Source organism: Petrotoga sp. 8T1HF07.NaAc.6.1 (assembly GCF_016772115.1).
Classification (GTDB): Bacteria; Thermotogota; Thermotogae; order Petrotogales; family Petrotogaceae; genus Petrotoga; species Petrotoga mobilis.
Window position 1 is genome coordinate 63,151 of sequence record NZ_AUPG01000011.1, and the last position, 16,271, is coordinate 79,421.

General features: G+C 31.6%; 12 protein-coding genes and 1 pseudogene. 7 read left to right on the forward strand and 6 right to left on the reverse strand.

Annotation, left to right across the window (positions count from 1 at the left end; translation table 11 throughout):
- Positions 1-351 precede the first annotated feature (351 nt).
- The 3 genes from NAAC61_RS08240 to NAAC61_RS08250 form a co-directional block, all read right to left on the reverse strand.
- Positions 352-960 carry a macro domain-containing protein gene (locus tag NAAC61_RS08240; protein ID WP_202695704.1) on the reverse strand — a complete coding sequence of 203 codons (609 nt, stop codon included), beginning with the start codon at positions 958-960 and terminating at the stop codon, positions 352-354.
- Between the two features lie 60 nt (positions 961-1,020).
- Entirely contained in the window at positions 1,021-1,401 is a 381-nt protein-coding gene (locus NAAC61_RS08245) for a DarT ssDNA thymidine ADP-ribosyltransferase family protein (RefSeq protein ID WP_202695705.1), read from the reverse strand.
- A 184-nt stretch (positions 1,402-1,585) separates the two neighbouring features.
- Entirely contained in the window at positions 1,586-2,512 is a 927-nt protein-coding gene (locus NAAC61_RS08250; RefSeq protein ID WP_202695707.1) for a hypothetical protein, read from the reverse strand.
- A 446-nt stretch (positions 2,513-2,958) separates the two neighbouring features.
- On the opposite strand from NAAC61_RS08250, the pseudogene NAAC61_RS11380 reads away from it, so the two are divergent.
- Positions 2,959-3,036 (forward strand): annotated as a pseudogene (locus tag NAAC61_RS11380) (CRISPR-associated endoribonuclease Cas6); the annotation flags it as partial.
- Between the two features lie 8 nt (positions 3,037-3,044).
- Here the strand turns inward: NAAC61_RS11380 and NAAC61_RS08260 are convergent.
- The 3 genes from NAAC61_RS08260 to NAAC61_RS08270 all read right to left on the reverse strand — a co-directional run bounded on the left by NAAC61_RS08260 (position 3,045) and on the right by NAAC61_RS08270 (position 4,721).
- Positions 3,045-3,476 (reverse strand): hypothetical protein, encoded by a 432-nt coding sequence (locus tag NAAC61_RS08260; protein ID WP_202695709.1) that lies wholly within the window; start codon positions 3,474-3,476, stop codon positions 3,045-3,047.
- 465 nt (positions 3,477-3,941) lie between these two features.
- A complete protein-coding gene (locus NAAC61_RS08265) occupies positions 3,942-4,550 on the reverse strand; it encodes a macro domain-containing protein (protein ID WP_202695714.1) in 609 nt (202 codons plus the stop codon).
- 33 nt (positions 4,551-4,583) lie between these two features.
- A complete protein-coding gene (locus tag NAAC61_RS08270) occupies positions 4,584-4,721 on the reverse strand; it encodes a hypothetical protein (RefSeq protein WP_202695717.1) in 138 nt (45 codons plus the stop codon).
- A 1,544-nt stretch (positions 4,722-6,265) separates the two neighbouring features.
- Between NAAC61_RS08270 and NAAC61_RS08275 the strand changes: the two genes are divergently transcribed.
- From NAAC61_RS08275 to NAAC61_RS08300, 6 genes are all read left to right on the forward strand, one after another.
- Positions 6,266-9,025: a hypothetical protein gene (locus tag NAAC61_RS08275; protein WP_202695719.1), complete on the forward strand. Its 2,760-nt coding sequence runs from the start codon at positions 6,266-6,268 to the stop codon at positions 9,023-9,025.
- Positions 9,018-10,589, forward strand: coding sequence for a hypothetical protein (locus NAAC61_RS08280; protein WP_202695720.1), 1,572 nt, complete (start codon positions 9,018-9,020; stop codon positions 10,587-10,589). The genes NAAC61_RS08275 and NAAC61_RS08280 overlap by 8 nt, the downstream gene beginning before the upstream one ends.
- 91 nt (positions 10,590-10,680) lie before the next feature.
- Complete coding sequence (locus NAAC61_RS08285) at positions 10,681-11,091, forward strand: hypothetical protein (RefSeq protein WP_337919975.1); 411 nt, start codon at positions 10,681-10,683, stop codon at positions 11,089-11,091.
- 17 nt (positions 11,092-11,108) lie between these two features.
- The gene (locus tag NAAC61_RS08290; protein ID WP_202695723.1) at positions 11,109-13,367 is read left to right on the forward strand and encodes a hypothetical protein; all 2,259 of its coding nucleotides are present in this window, start codon (positions 11,109-11,111) and stop codon (positions 13,365-13,367) included.
- Position 13,368: 1 nt separating this feature from the next.
- On the forward strand, positions 13,369-14,148 hold the full coding sequence (locus NAAC61_RS08295) for a hypothetical protein (RefSeq protein ID WP_202695724.1): 780 nt from the start codon (positions 13,369-13,371) through the stop codon (positions 14,146-14,148).
- Complete coding sequence (locus tag NAAC61_RS08300) at positions 14,145-15,524, forward strand: sigma 54-interacting transcriptional regulator (RefSeq protein ID WP_202695725.1); 1,380 nt, start codon at positions 14,145-14,147, stop codon at positions 15,522-15,524. The genes NAAC61_RS08295 and NAAC61_RS08300 overlap by 4 nt, the downstream gene beginning before the upstream one ends.
- Positions 15,525-16,271 lie beyond the last annotated feature (747 nt).

The following is a 16,271-nucleotide window of genomic DNA, read 5'->3' on the forward strand; positions in this document are numbered from 1 at the left end:
TTGTTTCTTAATAGTTATGAACAAGGCGTAATTTGTTTTGCAAATTAGAATTTGGAGGTTATTTTTTGAAGCATTAAGAAAAGGTGTTTTGCATAAGGCAGCAAAACTTATTCCTTAAAGGTAGGCTAAGAGACAAACGTCATTTGCTTCGCAAATGAGAGTTGGAAAGTGTTTCTAAAACATTAGGGGAAAAAACGTTAAGCACAAGTTAGCAAAATTTTTGTTTTGAAGAAAAATCTGTCGATCGCCTGGGTTTTTTACCCTATTGGAGGTCGACAGACATTTTTTACGTAAAGTTACTTCCCTTTGATATAAAATTCCATCAGTCGTGTTCTCATCTAATATGATAAATTAGAAGTATTTGCGAACGTACAGGGCGTATTTATTTTTTCCAATACCCTTTTGTTTGAGTAGTTCTCTAAATCTTTCTACCTTTTCATTAGTTTTAATGTCGAATAGGTTCGATGAAATTTCATGTGTGTAATACTCTTGAATCGCTTTTGTTTCTTTTGGACCTTTTTCTTCGTCTAATGCTATGATGACATTGTCAAGGTCTTTTAAAGTTTTTTCGATGAGTACTTCTACTTCATTCCAGGAAAGTTTTCCCAATCCACTACCAATTTTTGGGATTATTACCTTGTTCTGTATTGCATTCTGAATTAAATATCGTTTTAAATTTTCTACCCCTAACTGTATCCATTCAATCTTTGAGGGATATTTAAAACGTGATTTTGTTGCCATGTTTCCAATTATAATGTCATTTTCCTTGTAAAAAAATATCTCGCCAGGTTTGAGTTCTCCTTTTTTGCATGTCTCTTTGTATTTTTTTTCAGTTTCGGGAAATCTTATTGCAATCTCTAAAGCCAATCCCTTTCCCATGTATCCTTCTGTATTCACTGGATTTATTATAAGATTCCCTGGTTCTAAGAATTCTAACAATGAGTATTTTACAATTTGCATAAAATTCACCTGCTCAAGAAAATTCGTTTTACTGTTATATATTCATACTTTCATTAGGAACTACAAATTAACACAATCAATATAAAGTTCGTTTTGAAACATCATATCAAAAATTGGTGAGTCTTTAGGGGTTTTTATCTTTTTTCTATCAATTTTTTCTTTATTTTCCAAAGTTCTCTTATTTTCTTCTGAGAAGGTGTAGACGTTTTTAAAATACTTTTTATCAACTATTTCAGGAATTAGTATTTCTGATTGTGTGATCGACTTTAACTTAGGCTCCCTCCACCAGTAAATGCTGAATATATCATCGAAATTTAATGATTCAAAGGTTTGCTTTGTATAAATTGAAATTTCAGCATTTTTTGAGCTAGCATTTCCATATGAAATCAAGGTTCCAGTTTGATTAGCCACTTCGCTATCTATGCAATAATTTTTATTCAAAACGATTTTGCGGATAACATGCAAATAGTTTTATTCAAAGACTTTCTCTTTGATATCGCTTTTCTCACCTCCTTTATATTTTGTCTGGAACAATTATTTATGGGAAAGAAAATAATCTAACTCAAACGTAGAATGGTAGTTTTCATGTTATTATGAGGCAGTTAGACGGGGTGCGTTTACGCAATTATTCTTCATTCTCGTTCACTTCAATGTTTTGCCATTTTTGTATTTGATTAAGAAATTCCTTGGAAAAATTTTCGAGATTTACTACATTCATGTGAAATAAATCTTTTAAAGCATCTGCTCCTGGTTCTGTGATATCTAGTAAGACCATAAAAGAGTGGTCTTTGTCCAGGTTTAGTAGTTTAGAAACTTTTGAATATTTCTCCACGTATCTTTGATAATCTGCTGACTTTATTTCAAACCAAAAAATCTCTCCCTCTATTTCGAAGAGAAGGTCTAACTCAAAGTCATCTCCATTTGCAAATGATATTTGCGGATTTGCTAAATAAGAAAATTTGATAGAAGGATTAACTTGCCTTATTAAAGAAATAATTTGATTTTTAATATATCTTTCAAACCATTTGCCGGAAAAAAAGTTCAACGCTTTGGGTATTCTGTTTGGAGTAGCTAGTAAAAGATATTTTGGAGATTTATAATATGTAAATTCTGACAAAAAGGCAATTTCATGAAGCCAACTAGCCAATTGACAAATGCTTGAAATTTCCTCCTGGGTTCTTTCCTTAAGATACATTTTAACAGTCTCTCCTGAGTTCATTTTTCGCTTTATTTGTTGTAAGAATGCATGAATTAATTTGTATCTATCACCCATAAAAAAAGCTATTTTATCTAAAATTCCGTCCCCATTTTCGTCCTCTGGTAAGGCCTTTATTGTGATTCTTCGGTTAATTAAAAAGTTTGCGAGGATTACTCGTCTGTTGAGGATATCCTCACTTTCATCTGGTGTTGTATTTTTATTAACGTATGTTTGTGAATTTGCATAATTAAAATTATTAGAAATATTCTCTTGATTTTCCCTATTCAGGCTTTCGGCAATGCTTTCTAAGGCAGAAGCGATTCTTTCTAAAATTTTAATTAACTCTTCATTCATTATATCTTCCCCCAATGCATTGAGTTGTATGGTTCTTGAATAATTCTAAATCAAGCACTAAAACTGACTTTTAAACCTTTATTATAGATTAGAATTGTGAGTTGGTTATTAAAATTGAGTGGTACCGCATTTCAATATAAAAACTGAAGATATTTTATCATGAAAAATTGGGTTAAATAAATTAAAGAGAGGAAAAACGCAAGCAAATGAGAATTAGGAAAGAGTTTCTAAAGCATTATGAAAAATTATTTTTGCACAAAGCGGCAAAATTTATTCCTTAAAGGTAGGCTAAGAAACAAATAAAAGCTTATGAAATGAAGCTTGTGACTTTTAACACTTGTCTGTCGATCCCCTGGGTTTTTTACCTTATTGGAGGTCGACAGACATTTTTTTATAACTTTTTCTAAGGCATATAATATTTTGGTTAAATATATGAATATTAGTTTGTTGGATACGATGCAGGTCTTGGGGCAAGGAACTCTATGGGGTTTGGATTGGTGGAAAAGATTAGAAATTTTATGTGATTGTTCAATCAATAAAGTCCAAATAAAGATTTTAGAAATTCAAATATTGCGGCAAGAATGAGAATAATAAAGAAAACTAGAAAGAACCAGCCAATATTTGCAAATACCTCTTTTATTTTGCTTGATATGGGTTCTTTTTGTTTATTTGTTGGCGTAGATTCTATTATGTTTTCATCAGCATTTCGATCTTTTGTTATGGTTGTATTTTCAATGTGCGAACTTTGTTCTTTTTGATTTGTTTTTTGAATCAGTTCAACTTTCACGTTTTTTTCTTTTCCTTTATTCTTTTGCTTTCTTATTTGTTCTAAAGCTATAGCTGAAATTAGAATAATCACCCCTAAAAAAATCATACCAATAGATCCATTTGATATACCGGCGTTAATTGCTCCCAAAACTATGAGCCATATAATTACAGCAGTTCCTACATTGTATAGATACATGTCATCCCCCCAAAAAAAATTGAGTTTTCTGAATCAAGTCAAAATTAATATGGCAGATAAATAACTTTTTCTATAATGTTTGGCAGATTGTTAAAATGTTCGTAATATGGGCTGAATGGTTTATTGAAACCAGGGTTAAACAAACTGTTTTTAGTAAAGGATATAGGTGGCATTGATGAATAATACGCTTGAAGATCTTCAAGCCAAATTTTTATCGAAAGTTCTTCGTCGGGTCTATCAGAAGTCTCAATACTATCATCAAAGTAAAAATATTTATCTATGAACCTATCGAGATTAATTATTTGAATGTGTTAGATAGAAATAGGAACTATATATTTTTAACACTTGTCTGTCGATCCCCAGCGATTTTTACCTTATTGAAGGTCGACAGACATTTTTTACGTAAAGTTACTACCCTTTGACGTAAAATTGAATCAGTCGTCTTCTCATCTTATTTATGATGGATTAGAAGTACTTTCGAACATACGCGGCATATTTATTTTTTCCAATGCCCTTTTGTTTAAGAAGGTCTCTAAATCTTTCAATCTCGACAGTGGCTTTATTACAGAATAGATTAGTAGAAATTTCATGTATGTAATATTCTTGAATAGCCTTTATTTCTTTTGGACCCTTTTCTTCGTCTAACGCTATGATTACATTGTCAAAATCTTTGAAAGCTTTTTCTATGAGTACTTTTACTTCTTTCCAGGAAAGTTTTCCTAATCCACTACCAATTTTTGGAATTACTACCTTGTTCTGTATTGCGTTGTGAATTAAGTATCGTTTTAAATTAGCTATTCCTAATTCTATCCATTCAATTTTTGAGGGATATTTAAAACTTGATTTTGTTGCCATGTTTCCAATTATAATGTCATTTTCTACGTAAAAGAATATCTCGCCTGGCTTGAGTTCTCCTTTTTTGCATATCTCTTTGTATTTTTTTTCTGTTTCAGGAAATCTAATTGCAATTTCTAACGCTAATCCTTTCCCCATGTATCCTTCTGTATTAACAGGGTTTATTATAAGATTGCCTGGTTCTAAGAATTCTAATAATGAGTATTTTACAATTTGCATAGTTTCGCCTACTTTTGGAAATTCGTAGTACTATTATATATTAATACTCTTGTTTGGATCTCCTAAATCAGAATAATTTATGAAAAGCTCATTTTGAAACATCATATCAAAAATTGGAGAATCTTCAGGTGTTTTTATCTTTACTTTATCAATTTTTTCTTTACTTTCCAAAGTTCTCTTATTTTCTCCTGAGAAGGTATAGACATTTTTTATATACTTTTTATCAACTATTTCAGGAATTAGTATTTCTGATTGCGTGATCGATTTTAAAGATTCTTCATTTTTACTCAGTTTTTTTAAATTTTAATCAACACAAGATCGATGACATACAAACTCATCAATATGAATTCGACCACTGTCTTGATGGATGTGGCAAGAACAAGAAGCTAACAGAGGAATTAGAATTCAAGCGTTTATCGCGCTACCACCAAAAGGAATTCTAATAGCGAAACTGGTAGAGGAAAAATTAAAAACGTTACTGCAGTAGTTTGCTTTCGCCAGCAGCCTGCCCGGATGAGCGAAGGAGGCTCCACCCTGTAACCCTTTTAAAATCAGAATCTTATTTTTGAGAATCTTTTTATTTCTAAAGTGCGAAATTTTTTTACAAAGTGATTTTGTGTCAAACATACAAGTAGTTTTATTCAAAGAGTTTTTTTTGATATTACCTTTTTTACATTCTTGATATTTTGTTTGGAGCATTTTCTAATTGTTTGTGGAAAGGAAGGTAAAGTAGTTTGATTTTTTGGATGGTTATTTCCATGTTATTATAAGGCAGTTAGTAGGGGGCTTTTCTATAACTCACTTTTGAATTGAATTATCTTTGGCAAGTTGAGTTCTTATATTTGATAGGGATTGTTTCTTAATGGTTATGAAGAATGTTTAATTTATTTTTGCAAATGAGAATTAGGAAGATGTTTCTGCAGAATTATGAGTAAATCTTTTTTGCACAGGGCTGCAAAATTTATTCCTTAGAGGTAGGATAAGACACAAGCGTCATTTGCGCGGTACATCGTTTGTGCAGCAAACGAGAATATGGAAGTTAATTCTAGGGCATTATGAAAAAAACATTTTGCACAGGCCTGCAAAAATCTTTTTGCACAGATCAGCAAAATTTATTCCTTAGAGGTAGGATAAGACACACACGTCATTTGCTACGCAAATGAGAATTAGGAAGAGATTTCTAAGGCATTATGAAAAATTTTTTTGGCACAAAGCAACAAAAATAGTGTATCATAAAAAATTACAATTGTCAAGCAAAGCTTTGAGAAATTGTTAAAAATCGATTCAAAAGCTTATGAAATGAGTCTTGTGACTTTTAACACTTGTCTGTCGATCCCCTGGGTTTTTTACCTTATTGGAGGTCGACAGACGTTTTTTTATAACTTTTTCTGTTTTAGGTTAAATATATAAATATTTGTTCGTTGAAATTTAAACTAAAACAGTCTCTTTCTTTAACTTAAAGTTGCAAGGGTAGAAGGATGAAGTCTATTTACTCGTTAATCGTGGCACAAATAAGTTTTTGGGAATGATTTTCGAGGCATTTTTAAATTATTTTGCTCCTTTCTGTGAGATAAGTCATTTGATTTCCGTGTTGTTAATAGGGCGGTATCTAATGAAGTTTTACTCAAGTTCCCTTTGTCAAAATCAATTGCTGGGGTTTCTCAAAAAGTTAGAACAAATGTGATAAAATATTAATATGTTCATTTGATGAGGGGGTGAAAGTTATAAGTAGAGAGGTTGAGAAAAAATATTTGTTAAATGAAAGTACCTTTAATAAGATTCTTCAGTCAAAGAAACATAGCAAAGTTGGTATTGTTCAGTGGTATATCAATGATGAGGAAGATGCAAGATACAGATTAACCTTAAAAAAGTTACCAACAGGTTTTTTTCAGGAATGGACATATACATCTAAAAGCAGTGACTTGGAAGAAAGGGAAGAGAAAGAACGATCTGTTTCACCACAAGAAATTGCAGAAAAATGGGATTTACTAAAAAGTTTCAAAATGGTTGCGAAGATTAGATATGTCTTGGAAAAAGATCCTGAAGTCGTTATCGATGAATTTTTAAAACCGTTCGGGCATCAGTTAGCTGTTAAGGATTTAGAATACTTAATGGAGGTAGAAGAGAAGGGCGAAGTAAAGAAAAAAGATTTTTATGAATACCTAAAGGCAAATAATTATCCTGTAGAAGATTTTATTGAAGTCAATGATGATTTTGAGAAGTACAAAAACAAAAATTTAGCAGCCAAGTTCGAAGTAAAAGATAATTCAGTATTTGATATTATTGAATTTTTAAAGAACAGGTTAAAAGGCGATATAACGTTAGTTATAACTCAGGGGAGATCTCTTTCTAGTGATAGATCAAAATTCTACAACACATACAAAGAATTGAAAGAACTTTTTATTAATGAAGAATATGAAAAGATCAAAGCTTTTGATATTCCATCTGTTTTATCTGCTGAGATAGAGACTTATGACTTGATCAAAGATATGGGGTACAATATTAAAAATATTGTTCTTTTTACATTACATCCTTTCTTTGGAAAAGCTGGCTCTGAAAATAAAGATATCAACAGTATAGATAAAAATCATGATTATTACGATGAAAATAATTCTTGGGAAGGGGCAATGTTGAAATGTATTTTTGAGAAGAAATACAATTTAAACGTTGAAATTGCTCCTTTGGAAAATGATTTATCGAGGAATCTTTTTGACCTTAGTTGGAGTAAATTGGATGATGTTTTAAGTAAAAATTTTAAAGATCAGTTGATTATTGATGTTACAGGTGGTAAGAAAAACGTGGGATTGGTTATAGCTATCTATTCGTTATTTAAAAATATACCTTTTTATTATAAATACGAAAATGGGAATCTGGAAGAATTTCCCGCCTTTGGCCTTGACTGGGATTATGATTACTTCGATAATATCTATTCAGTAGTCAAAACTCTAAATTTGAATGAGAATGATAATACATTGGATATAAAAGATTTTTTAAACTTACCTGAAGAGATTGCCAATGTTTTTTCTTTCATAGACTCATACCAACTGAAACCATTTTATCCTTTGACAAAAATTTTAAGTGATTATGAGGAAAAACGAGAGTTACCATTTGGTGTTGGAAAGAATCTACTCGATGTTTTTGAAGTTGATGATGTCAATAAAGAAAAAACAAGAAAACTGAAAGAATACATCGAGAATATGATTACAACTAAGTGGTCCAAGCAGTGGATAGGGGATCTTATACCTGAGACCGTTGAGCATTCACAGAGACATAGTAAGAGATTAATGGATTTTACGGCAAGTTTAATAAACGTTCTTTCAGAGGAAAAATTTTTACCAGAGGGCATTAGCGATGGTTATTACGGAGATACGGGGATAAAGTACAAATATGTATTTTATTTTATTTTAATTTTAGCCCTCAACGTTCACGACTTAGGACATACATACTCAAAGTTTAAACTCAATAATGGTAATTTTGTATACCTTGATAAATATCCTTCTTTGGTTAGGGATTTGCACAATGAGCTTTCCGTCCAATTCATAGATGAATACAAGAGCGAAGACAGTATTTTTAATATCTTTGAGCCAATTGGTGAGAATGATGTTGATTTAAAAAAACTTTTTGGAGATAAAAAAGAAGAGATTTTGGAGGCTGTTAAATTAATCTCTAAGTATCATAGAGGGTATTTACCGATAGATATAGATAAAGATAGAGAGTCAAAGAGTAAAGAGTACGTCAAAATCTTTGAAATCGATATAACACCTCTTGAGAAACTTCTGGAATCTGAGAGATCACCAATTAAAGACGAAGAACTCAAAAAGCTAGTTATACATGCTGCAAGATTGCTGAAGTTTATAGATGGGACAGATGTACAGGCTGATAGGGTTGTAACGAATTCTTACCATAGTGCAAGATTGAAAAGAACTAAGTTTGAAATTTTGAGTTTGATTGATAAATACGAACTGAATTTTCCAAATTCATTGAATTTAAAAGATCTACAAGAACTAGTAAAAGGGGTAGAAGTAGGACCAGTAAATGTTGTGAAGGAAAAAAATTCGCGAGATTTATTTGATGAAATTAAAGATAAGTCGCAAGCTTTAGAAACGCAAGTTTATGAATATATAAAAAAGCAAATATCTAACGGGAAGTATAGTATAAATAATCCAGAAATGGAATTATTGGATACCATTGCATTTAAATCTTTGCAGTTTGAGCATTTTGAAAAGCATAGAAATATTGCTGCGATTTATCCATCGTGGTTGGAATGGAATAACGATGAAAGATCAGAAAAAGTTTTTTTACACTTGAATCTCATAGAAAATGTAACAAACAACGACGATACGGAGCTTAAAGCCCAAGTGATAGAGGAAATTAAGAAAGATATAGAAAAGGAGTTGGAAGGGGCTAAACTGAGAATTATGGGAAAGAGTCTAAAATTATCTTTCGACAAAAAGGCGGTAAGATCATATGATTAAAGAGTATTATAAACCATTTGTTGCTGATGATTGGAAGCCTGTTGTGGAAAAATATATTCATTATATAACTAACAATTTGGAAAAAGATGTTGAAAAGGCTCAGTTAAATAGAAATTTAATTGAAAAATTAAATAACATAGATATTAAGAAATTCGAAAAAACTGCCGAAACCTTGGAAGATGATTGTACTAGATGTGGGCTTTACTCAATCGAGGTTGAAGATAGAGAGGGAGCTTTGACTGCAGAGGATATCCAAATCCTGTATCCTGATGAGGATGGGTATTTTAAACATAGAAACAGAAAATTATACACACCTTGGGTTATTTTCGACGGTTACGAAATAGATACCAATTCAGATTCAGAAGAGGAAAAAGAGGATTCAGACACAAAAGTAATGGATTTAAGCAACAAACTGATAATCCCAGGATATTATTTGGCTATTTTAAGTACCTTTGTTGGTATTTTAACTGAAAAGAGATCAGGGGAAAAGAAAGAGAAGATTGAAGTTAGGTTCAAAAGGATAAATAAATTAAGTGGAAAGATAGGGGTATGGATATATAAGTATTATACAATAAGTAAAGGTAAAGATATGTTTAAAAAGGTCCCGATATTCTTTATCCCTGATGAACTAAATTATATTGAGTATTATTCTAACCCGCGAAAAGTCGTGTATCCAAATGAACTAGTAAACGAAAACCTTCGATTACCTCACGAATCGCACCTTGGAATAGTTGATCTTCTTGAAACCCCAGAGTCAGAAAAAATTGGATTGACGTTAAGCCTGGTTGATTCAGAAAACTTAAGATACAACATAGATAAATTCCAATTTTTTAATGATTCCAGTAAAAATACTGCAGAAGATTTATTATCTTTTGCAAGTTATCAAATTCCATTTATTTTACATTCAGATGGTGCAAGAATTTTGATGGGTTCAAAAAACCTTAAACAAGCAATTACTCTTGATAATGCAGAAGAACCTTTTCTAAAAACAGGCAAGGAAAAGGGTAAAGTAGGGATAAACGCCTTTGTTGGATATGGATTGTTTGAAGGGTTCAATTTTGAAGATGGAATTATCGTTTCAGAAAGTTTCGCCAAAAAAATGCAAGCAACGGTACTTGAAGAAGATAAATTCAACATCGAGGTTGATCCAATTAAAATTCCTGAGGTGGCTGGAAATAGTTGGATTTATGACACAACACAAATAATCTGGAAGATCAGAGAAAATCAAACTGTTAACTATGGAGACGTCTTGTTTGAAGTGAAGAGCCCGAAATACAAAAACAATAAAAAATACACATACCAAGGAAAGTATCAAGCTATTGTGAAAAGTATTCCTCATAGTCCCGGAAGACCGTTTAGAACTTTCGACCTTAGTGATGAAATTAAAACTGTGATTGAAATATGTATCGAGTACCAAGTTTTTAAACCTCTTGAAATCGGGGATAAAATAATGGGCAGGCACGGTAATAAAGGCACAATAGCACTGATTTTGAGTGATGATGAAATGCCTAAAGTTACAGTAAAAGATAAGAAAATATCACTTGATGTAATACTATCCCTTTAGGGGTTGTTTCAAGAATGAATCTTGGTCAGCTATATGAAACTCATAGTACGATGGCACAAAAGTTTTCTGATTTTGATGATTATAAAATGGTGTGTCCCCCTTTGAAAATGGGTACAACAAGATGGATAAAATATTAGAATCTTTAAAGAAAATTGGTTCAGACGATTATGGAAGGTTTAAGGTAAGTTATAAAGATAAAGATTGGTACCTAACAGTAGGTTTTCAATATATGGTGAGATTAGATCACTGTGTACGAGATAAAATACACTTTGTACATAAAGCTACTGAAGGAAAAATTAACAAACAACCTTTAAAAGGAAGATCAAACAATGGTGGTCAAAAAATCGGTGAGATGGAATTCTGGAGTTTGTTCAGTTACAACAATAAAAATTTAATAAACTTATTTGCCAAAAAAAATATTAACGAATCTGAATTAGGTGATTCCACGAAGGAGACTCCTTTAGAATTCTTTTATTCATTGATGGAACCTTTGGTTACGTAATAAATCATGATAATTCTATGAAATCAATATTTGAAAATAAATTACCAAATAAAATTAAACCAAATAAAGAGATAGAAGAATTTCTTTCCCAAAAGTTTAGAAAAGATAAGAACTTATTGAGCATTCCTTCTTTTTTGGAGAGTGTTTTTTATCTAAACGGGTATTTCAACAACAAAGAAATAGAAGATTATTTTGAACAAATAAAAGTCTCATTCAAAGCCATCAGGGGAGAATGGAAAGTAGCTTATGAGTCGATGAAAGCTCGAAAGGATTACTCGGTTAAAACCTGGAAGAAAGAACAATCAGCATTTTACGATAACTTTAAAAACTATGTGGAAAAATACTTCGAAAATTACAAAGATGACATAAACGATGACGAAAAAAGTATAAAATCGATTTATACAAATATCGAGAAATTTGTTTTTTTGTTAAATGCAAATGAAAACTCTCGCTCGAAGAAAAACAGGGAAACTCTCAAAAAGGTTCTCTCAATAATAAAAGAATCGCTATTCCAAAAAGAAGGCTATATCAGATCTCATATGGTGGCAAGAAGAATACATAACTCAGGGAGGGCTGTTATCACTCCTCAACCGAAAGACAACATCAACTACTATTTAGACCAAAATATCCCCCTGAATATAAATACAGTTATATTACCGATTGAATTTGGTCTTGAAATTTTGAAAAATCACAAGTCTATCAAATGCAACGTTATGGGAATAGACAGAGCACTAAAAGGAGATTATAAAAAGAGAGTCGAGGTTGCAAAATGTCTTAATGAGATATTCTCCGACGGGGATCTAAAAAATAAATATGTGATTTTAAACAGACAGCCTTCTTTGCACAGGCACTCAATGCAATCCTTTAAACCGCTTTTTTGGCAAAATTATACTATCGGTCTGCCAATAAACGTTTGTGAAGGGTTTGGAGCAGATTTCGACGGAGATACTATGGCGGTTTACTATCCATATGACCAAAGTGAAGAAATCAGGGAAGAATTGTACAAAATGCTTCCATCAAACAATCCGTTCAAACTTGGAGATGGCAGCTTAAATTATTCAATAGACCAAGATATGGTTTTTGGATATTATACCGTTACCAAAAAAGATAAAAATTCAATGAAAGAAGAATACTCTGAGAAGTTTAAAAAGTTGATTCAGGCAAAGCAAAATGAAGATATTCCTGAACTTATCAACCAAGAAATTATAAACGGCTACTTGTTAAGTTCTATGGAGAATAACCTGACCCTCTCAGTCTATGAAATAGAAAAAAATGAAGAAGAAAATAGTATGAAATATATAAAACAAAGCAAGTGCAGAGGTAAAAAAGAACAATTTGACCAACTTTTTTTTGAAATCAACGGTGTTTCGAATAGCAACTTTCTAAAAGGTATTCCGATAGATGATTATTTTAAAACAGGCAAAAACAAGGCAACTATATCGATGAGAGCTCGACGAACTTTAATGGACAAAAAACTTCATGTTGCACAAGCTGGATACTTTACAAGAAAATTAGTGGAATTTCTTGGGAATATATATGTTGGAGACTTTGATGAATACAACGAGATAATGCTAACCAAAAAAATCATAAAATCTTCTGGTGAGGACTCAAAGTACAAGTTCGATTTGTCTGAATATATGGGAAGATACTTCATTAAAGACGGAAAAGCAGTAAAGATAGATGAAAATACAATTATAGAAATAGCTAATATCTTCGAGTCTCAAGGTAAATTAAAAATCTGTTCTCCAAAAATAGTTGAAGACGATAATAGCTTTTACGTATCGAAGAAGTATTTAGGTCATGATATATCCACATTAAAAGAATTTGAAACAAACGAGTATATAGGTCTTTCCGCTGGACATGTTCTTGGGGAGAGGGGAACTCAACTTTCCATGCAAACTTTTCACACAGGTGTTAAAGGTATGGATATGAATGTTATAAGTTCAAAAATCTTTGAATTAGCGTTTAGTGAAAAAACTTTTGAAGAATTTATATATGGTATAGAAAATGACCCTACTCTCAAACAATACGAAGTGTTAGAAAACATCAAACTTAATCCAATATATTTCGAATTACTTTATTCCCTTGCTCAATTTTTGAAAGAAAAAGGAATCAAAAGTGCCAAATCGTATTTCATGGATTTTAAGACGCGTGGACCTTTAACGGTTATGTCTTTCGAAAATGGGATGAGGGTGTTAAAAAATATAGAATTTAGTAAAGAATATGTTGAAACTCATCCGAGAACCAGTTATACCTTTTATAACGAGGTGAAATAGAATGGGATCTAAAGAAAAAATAAAAGAAAAAGCAAAAACTAAAGTATTTTATAGCTATGGTACTGATGAACCAGAAACGAATAATTTCGATGATGACGAACCTGCCTTGGTTGAAGAAATAGACGAAGAAGATCAAACAAACAAAGAGCGTTCACAGCAAGAAAGAGGCGATTATTCTTTTGAAACCCCATATGTTAGTTCAAGGAAAATTCAATACGAAATTTTAAAAACAAACAAGGGGTACAAAATTATTAATTATCTTAACTCTAAAACAATTACTGAAGATATACAAAGATATTTAGATTCTTTTCCACTATGTGTTAATATAACTAAAGAAAGATTGGAAAAAATTTTCACCACAAGGAGAGACAATAAAGCTGGTTTCAAAATTGATAAGAATTTGAATTCTTACCACAACATTATGCTTCCAAACGGTGAAGTGATCCCTCTTGTTAATTTAGTAAGAAGTGGTGGAGGTCCTATACCACGAAGAATTAATAAGTATTGGGAATACCGATCGCGTTTTTCTAGCATAAGTATAAAACAGAAGTTTGACCAGGTTGAAAATTATTTTGATTCCGATACCATAGAGAAGATAGAAAAAAGTGGAAATATAGAAAAAGAAACGATCTTACATATCTTAAACAACATTTTTTCTAACCATTATTCAACAAGCTACAAAGATTTCAAAGAGTTTATAGAAAAAAATTTAGAAGAGAGTGATTTAATTAAATCAGAATTAAAAGAAATATTTTACTACGTGAAGGAGAGGAAAAAATGATTTACATAGAAGACACTTCTGTCATAGAAGATATTATTGACTCATTACAAAAACAATTTGATGAAAAGAAAGAGAAAGTAAATGTAAAAAATTTGTTCACCAATAAAATGTCTTCAGATGTAACTCTGTGCGTTGTGGATCAAGATTTCTTCCAAAAAAACAAAATTGATAGCAAATGCAGCTTTATTCTTTTGGTCGATGACTATGTAAAACCTCAAGTTTTTGACCTATTTCTTCAATATGAAATTATAGGCATATTCAGAAAATCCCGTTTAGAGTTTGAATTAGAGGAAAAAGGCAAACTAGAAAAGTTACTGAAAGAGGAGATAAGAAAATTAAAAAAAGTCGATAAAGAAGATAGTAATTTTAACGAAATAACCAGAAAGATTCCTTATAAAAATATAAAAAATTGGAAATTTAGATGCTCAGTCAAATCAAAAGAAGATTTGGAGAATTTGTACGAAGAAAAAAAGTATATTAGTATTTTTTTAGATCCCAGCATGAGAGATTTTTATCACAAGTTAAAAGTTATCATTGATGATATAGTTAACTCGATTGAAAAGTATTTTGATGATATAAAGAATGTAATGAATGAAATCAAATATATCGATGATGATTTAAGCAAATTTTCCAAATACCTTTTGGAAAATCTGAAAGATACTTATAAACTTCCTTCCATTTTAATAGAAGGTGAAACTGGAACAGGAAAATCCTTGATAACAAAAATAATTTACGATGCAGTTAAAAATCGAGTTGCTGATGACAGAATAAAATACTATCAATTTTCCTTAGTTAATATGGAGCAAAATCTCATCGACTCCGAATTGTTTGGAACAAGAGAAGGCGCCTATACCAATGCAACCGATAGAAAAGGTCGATTGATGGAAAATATTTTTGGATTTGTGTTTTTAGACGAAATAGCTGAAATACCGTTCTCTACGCAAGCAAAATTATTGTTGTATTTAGATGATTATAAAATCACACCAGAAGGATACGACAAGGAAGCTATCCCTGTACCTACCTTTCTAATGGCTGCAACAAACAAAAACTTACTCAGTGAAATTCAAAAAGGGAATTTTAGAATTGATTTGTATTATAGGTTCAAATACAAAATTTCCATACCCTCATTAAGAGAAAGAAAAGAGGACTTGAGATTTCTAATTAGCTTTATACTTCAAAGCCCTTTTATCAACATCGTTGATGAAGATCTTAATTACGCAGTAGACAAAATATCTTTTGAAGCCATTGAAAAACTTGAAAATTATTCTTATCCTGGTAATTTTAGAGAACTTGAGTCAATTCTGAAAGCTGCGGTTAATGACTGCGTTATTAAAAAACAATCAATAATTCTGCCAGAAAACATAAGAGGTATTTAACAAGAATAAAAAAAACATTACCCCACAACGTGGGTCCCTAAGGAATGGGGAGAACTCCACCTAAGCCCACAATCATCTATCCTATTCCTTTGGTTTTCTACTTTTCATTTATCGTCATCACCAATTCTTCCGCTTTATTTGCTACCTTTTATTCTTCTTCTTTAACCTTGCTTAACTAGATATCAACCCTTGTGTAAGATAAAAACAGCAGATATGCATAAAATAAAAACCCAATCAACATCTCATATTGGTAAAAAAATTAGTTGCCCTATTATTTAGGGCAACTTTTATTGTCGTTATAGGTAGGCTAAGACACAAGCGTCATTTGCGCAGTACATCGTTTGCGTAGCAAACGAGAATATGGAAGTTAATTCTAGGGCATTATGAAAAAAACATTTTGCACAGGGCTGCAAAAATCTTTTTGCACAGGTCGGCAAAATTTATTCCTTAGAGGTAGGCTAAGACACAAACGTCATTTGCGCGGTACATCGTTTGCGCAGCAAACGAGAATATGGAAGTTAATTCTAGGGCATTATAAAAAAAACATTTTGCACAGGGCTGCAAAAATCTTTTTGCACAGATCAGCAAAATTTATTCCTTAAAGGTAGGCTAAGACACAAGCGTCATTTGCGCAGTACATCGTTTGCGTAGCAAACGAGAATATGGAAGTTAATTCTAGGGCATTATAAAAAAAACATTTTGCACAGATCAGCAAAATTTATTCCTTAGAGGTAGGCTAAGACACAT